A 5155-nucleotide genomic window follows, 5' to 3' on the forward strand; every position below is an offset into this window, starting at 1 on the left:
GGGGGATGAAGAGGGGATATTATTTCTTGGCAAACCCCTTAACGCTGTTCTTAACCGATCGAGCGTTGAGCACTGCGCGGCTGGGGCCTCTGCGGCTGGGGCTGCTTCGCGATCGTGGTAACCTTGGGTTGCTTAGGCTTGGGCTGGAGCGCCAGTTCTACACGAGTCATCTGTTGCCGAATCGTTGCAACTGTTTCCGTATCCCCTTCTACTAAATCTAAAGCTTGACGATAGAGCATCAAAGACTGTTTGTGGTTCTTTTGCAGAGAATGAACTTCTGCTAAATTAGCCAACATTCTGCCCCGATCGCTGGGTCGATCCAAGGTTTCATTAACTGACAAGGCTTCTTCGTAATAGTTGATTGCTAATGCGTAGTTTTTGGCATCTTTATAATTTTGTCCTAAACCATTCAGAACAACACTTTCTAATTGCTTTTGTTCCATTTCCCGCATGATTCCCAGTGCTTTTTCATACTGGGTACGCGACTCCGTTAATTTACCTTTTTTCGCAAACCATTCCCCATCTTGGACATAGCTCAATCCTTCATTAAAACGTTCCTGCTGGGTTTGCTGAATGCCAGTCTGGGGTTTGGGGGCAGAGATCGGCGTTTGCAACGGTTGACCGACTTTGTTGAGCGCCATCGGCTGGGTAGTGGTTAGAGCTTGAGCGGTTGGATTTTCTGGGGGAAGCGAAACGAGAGACACGATCGCTCCGGTAGCAACTACCATTGGCAGTGATAAACAAACTAAAGAAGCTTTCAGGAACCCGTTCATAGTGAGAGGTGATGTATCTAGGATGCTACTCCATAGCCCCCGAATGCCTTGACTTATGCAGCTCCCAACGAAAATTCTCTTCCCCCTCCCCCAGGCAAGAAAACTGCCACGGTTCTGCCTAAATTTGCTAGTCTAAAGGCTGGCTTGTCTAATACTTTTGCACTAAACCCAAATTCTCACAGTCTCTATGCCACGTTTTCTGCACATCGCTGATATCCATCTGGGATTTGACCACTACGACAACCGCGATCGCACCAAGGATTTTTACTTGGCGCTGCGGGATGTGGTGCAGAAATATGCTGTGGAGGCGCAGGTCGATTTTGTTGTGATTGCGGGGGATTTATTTGAGCATCGCACTATTCAACCGTCTATTCTCAACCAAGCGAAGGACTGTCTGCTGTTGCTGAAAGACGCCGGAATTCCTGCGATCGCCATTGAAGGCAACCACGATAACCGCCCCTTCGGCACCGTGACCAACTGGCTGAAATATCTGGCCGATGACGAATTACTAATCTTGCTAGAACCGGAAGCGATCGAGGGCCAAGTCGTCTACCAACCCTGGGATCCGGAAACCCTCAGCGGCGGATATATTGATTTACCCTGCGGCGTACGGATCCTTGGATCACAGTGGTATGGTTCCGCTGCGCCCAAAATGATTCCCCTCTTGGCAGAGGCAATTCAATCCCTGTCCCCCTACGAGGGCCCCACCGTCATGCTCCTACACCATGGATTGGAAGGCCAAATCGCTCGATATCAGGGAGCATTACGCTACAACGATTTATTACCGTTACAGAAAGCTGGGGTACGATACCTTGCCCTAGGTCATATTCACAAAAGCTATTGCGAAGAAGACTGGGTGTTTAATCCTGGATCATTAGAAGCAAACAGTATTGAAGAAGTGAACTATCAGCGCGGCGCTTTTCTCGTCACCCTCACTGATGGTGCAATTCAGGCCGAACTCAAAACCGATTATTACCAACGATCGATCGTACGGCTTAAGCTGAAAACAACCGGGCAGGAAACCCCAGAAGATCTAGCAACCCAAGCAATACAGACAGTTGAAGCTGCTATCCAGGCTAAAACAATTCGCCCTCACCTGCACCCGATCGTTGAACTGAGAATAGAAGGCACCGTAGGATTCGATCGGCTCGATCTTGACATACGCCCATTACAAAAACAGTTGCAAGACCTGAGTCAAGCAATGATCTTCCTTCTGCGCTATGACGTAGACTCCACAACCTATGAAACCCCACTGTCCGAGGATGCAAGTCGAATGCAAGTCGAACAGGAGGTATTTATGGATTTACTCAGCGCTCACAATCATTACAAGCAGCAAGCTCCCCACCTCGCACAAGGTTTGATTGAATTAAAAGATTTACAACTGCAAGATCGATCGGAAACTGAACTGTACAACTACATCCAAACTTTACTGACATGAACATTTGCATAAATACTTTCAGCTTCCAAATCGAGCCAATCGAAAGTTTGTAGGAGAATTGAATCTTCCTAACCTTCCCGATCGGTTCAAGAACCCATGGGTTAACCCAACTGCCAAATTAATTTGCATTCAAGTTTGCATCGAATGAGTTCCCAATTCGAACGGGACACAATCTGTATACCAGAGGCTATTTGAATCCAGTCCGTACGTCTATTCCAAGACAGTCGGTGCAGGGTTAGACTTCGGTGCAGGTGTCGATACAGAAGGCAGGATAGACGTTGAGACCGAAATTTCCCCTAGAGCTTTTTGCGTTTTAGCTACTTGAAACTTGGCTCGGCGCTTAGCATAAATATTTTTTAAGTGAGTTTTAACCGTATTTAAGCTGATATCCAGCTTATTAGAAATTTCCTGGTAGCTAAATTGTTGGAGCGACAGTTCCCAAACCTCGGCTTCCCGTTCTGTTAAGCCATATCGTTGTTGCTGGAGCCAACGTTCCTGGAGCGATCGTTCATAACCATCTTCGATAATAACCATTATTAATCTAGAGGCATCTGCCAGTTCCCGATTTTCTGGCTCGATTGTACTGATCCATTGAATCTGTAATCTTAAGTGGGTTGCTTCATGAAGATGGAGTTCTGCCACATAGGGTTTCAAGACAGAAGATTGCTGCGCTAGGAATCGATTACAGGCATCCGTAATCAAATTAGGTAAAACAGTAGGATTATCTTCCAAATGAAGTATTTCTTGGCAAAATGCTTGGGCGCGCGGATTCGCATACAGCAAATGACATCCTTGGGACATCACAAGAATGCCTTGCGGAAATTGTTCTAACACAGACTCAAGAACCTCCCCAATTCCTGGATTCACTGCGTGGGGTGGGTGAATCCAGCTCGACCCAGTGGGAACCCATTCTTCCTCAGCTTGGGGATTCAAAGTCATAGACAGTGGGATATGCATTTTTTAGTGCAAAGGATTTAGTGCTTTTGCGCGATTGTGAAAGGTTAATGGCTGAACATGCAATGAGCAAACTGAAGTCGATCGAATGGAACTGAAGTAAACTGAAGTAAACTGAAGTATTCGTTTAGTCCTCCAGATCTTTGCACAGTTAACGTCAATCCAATGTCATCTCAACAACTACCATGAGACACAACCAATCACTTTTTTCTTGATTAAACCATGACGTAAACAGGTTATCTTTTGCTGATCGGATTGTAGAAACTATTTTTCAGAAGGTTTCTACCCTGATTGTCAGATAGTTAGCCTTAACTTGGATAATTTCTCGATTTAGTGATCACTAATCTAATGGTATTGCAATCCAATCTAGTGGAACTGTGAGGACGTTGGCATCGCTGGAGAGATTCGTGCCGGATGGAACCCAAAAACTTAGATCAGTATTTTCCTTGGAGTCGCCAGAAATATTATGTGTCTGCGCTTCAACGACGGGGTGGACTGACCCTTCGTCGTGCGGAATGCCTAGTTAGACTCTGGGCCTACCTATTATTAAAAGAAGCCCAACATCAGGGACTTTTACCAGAGGCAAGTTTAGCAAACTTGGAACCCCAACAGGACTTTGTGGCCTGTTCTCACCGAGAAGCCGCTGAGCTATTTTATGCCAATCGAGATCGGGGCAGCGATCGGGCCGCAGGATTAATGCTCGATCGTTTGGCCAGCCTTGGAGTATTGGATAAGCGCTTTGATGGCCAAACCCTCTGCCTCAAAATTCGGACAATGCCTGAGCTATTGACGCCAGCCACCGAAGCCCCCCTACCTGAACTCTTTGCTGACGCCTTTAACCCTCGTACAGATGCAGTGCCAGCGGCCCAACTGATGACCCGTGCTTATTCAGAACTGGTTAAAGATCCTGCTGCGACGTCTTATAAGATCACCAAAAATCTACGGGCTTGGGCAGAACAGTATCGACCCTGTATGCGGGTACTCCGACGGGCTGATACGCTGAATCCTGTCGGAATAACAGTTCTCTATCCTGTTACAGGTGGATCAGAGGTTCACTTTTTTTATCCTCCCAGTAAAAGTTTTTTCCTAACCACTGATCGATCTACCGATCCTTTTGCGATGGCAAAAGCTGGGGATTCAACCTGTACCTCTATTTATGTACGAGCATGGATTATTGATCCGCTGTACTTGAGTCGGCAAACTCTGAAACAACTGATTCAAGATACCCAATCTACACTCCATCAAATGAAAGAGGACTTTCCAGCACTCTGTGACCTCTATTCCATGATTATCCATCCTAGTTATGAGGAACTGCGACGGTTAATGGGGTTTGAACGAGTTACTCAGGATAGCCAGCGCCCCTATTTTTGGGTCTATGTGTCGATCGATCGATACCTGAACATCGACGCTGTAGAAATTATCAACACTTTAACCCAGTGAGTTCCTGAATTAACCGAGCCTGATTAACCGAGCCTGATTAACCCAGTAAGTTCCTTCACCGGAGAGTTTCCCCTGGGTCATCACCAGAATGAGTAGACAGCCTGAGCCGAGAAATGATAGAGGCCATTCGATCGGGTTCATCAGCCGATAGGAAGTAATCTTTGTATGCAAATATTTACAACAATCTCAGATTTTTCCTTGAAAATGAGAATTATATTTTCAAGGAAAAATCTACGCATGCCTATGTCAACTCCTGAAAAATACTGAGAAATGAACCTTATCCGTCGATCTAGCTCCCTGTGATGGCTCCACCCCAGAAGATAAAGAAATTTGAATTTCTTAGAATTTACTAGTTTACAAAACGAAATAAATAGAATACATTAGTTAACACAGGCGGCTAAACAGCCTGATTATTGTACTAACGTACTTATTACAGAACCATGACAACAGTACTACAGCGCCGCGAGAGTGCGAACCTGTGGGAACAGTTCTGCAACTGGGTAACCAGCACCAACAACCGGATTTACATCGGTTGGTTCGGCGTCCTGAT

The 5155-nt window shown here is 46.0% G+C and carries 4 protein-coding genes and 1 pseudogene; 3 read left to right on the forward strand and 2 right to left on the reverse strand.

All coding sequences use genetic code 11. The annotated features are described in order from the left end of the window. Window positions 1–50 precede the first annotated feature (50 nt). Entirely contained in the window at window positions 51–728 is a 678-nt protein-coding gene (locus ACN4EG_RS27015; protein ID WP_431633386.1) for a tetratricopeptide repeat protein, read from the reverse strand. Window positions 729–960: 232 nt separating this feature from the next. Between ACN4EG_RS27015 and ACN4EG_RS27020 the strand changes: the two genes are divergently transcribed. Beyond that, a complete protein-coding gene (locus ACN4EG_RS27020; RefSeq protein WP_431633387.1) occupies window positions 961–2211 on the forward strand; it encodes a metallophosphoesterase family protein in 1251 nt (416 codons plus the stop codon). A gap of 210 nt (window positions 2212–2421) precedes the next feature. On the opposite strand, the gene ACN4EG_RS27025 is transcribed toward ACN4EG_RS27020, so the two are convergent. Further along, a complete protein-coding gene (locus ACN4EG_RS27025) occupies window positions 2422–3150 on the reverse strand; it encodes a helix-turn-helix transcriptional regulator (protein WP_431633388.1) in 729 nt (242 codons plus the stop codon). 429 nt (window positions 3151–3579) lie between these two features. Here ACN4EG_RS27025 and ACN4EG_RS27030 point away from each other — a divergent pair, with 429 nt between their 5' ends. Both ACN4EG_RS27030 and ACN4EG_RS27035 read left to right on the forward strand, forming a co-directional pair. Next, entirely contained in the window at window positions 3580–4605 is a 1026-nt protein-coding gene (locus ACN4EG_RS27030; protein ID WP_431633389.1) for a hypothetical protein, read from the forward strand. Between the two features lie 440 nt (window positions 4606–5045). Then, window positions 5046–5155: pseudogene (locus ACN4EG_RS27035) on the forward strand (photosystem II q(b) protein); the annotation flags it as partial.

It is taken from the genome of Alkalinema pantanalense CENA528, assembly GCF_050753345.1.
GTDB classification, from domain to species: domain Bacteria; phylum Cyanobacteriota; class Cyanobacteriia; order Leptolyngbyales; family Leptolyngbyaceae; genus Alkalinema; species Alkalinema pantanalense.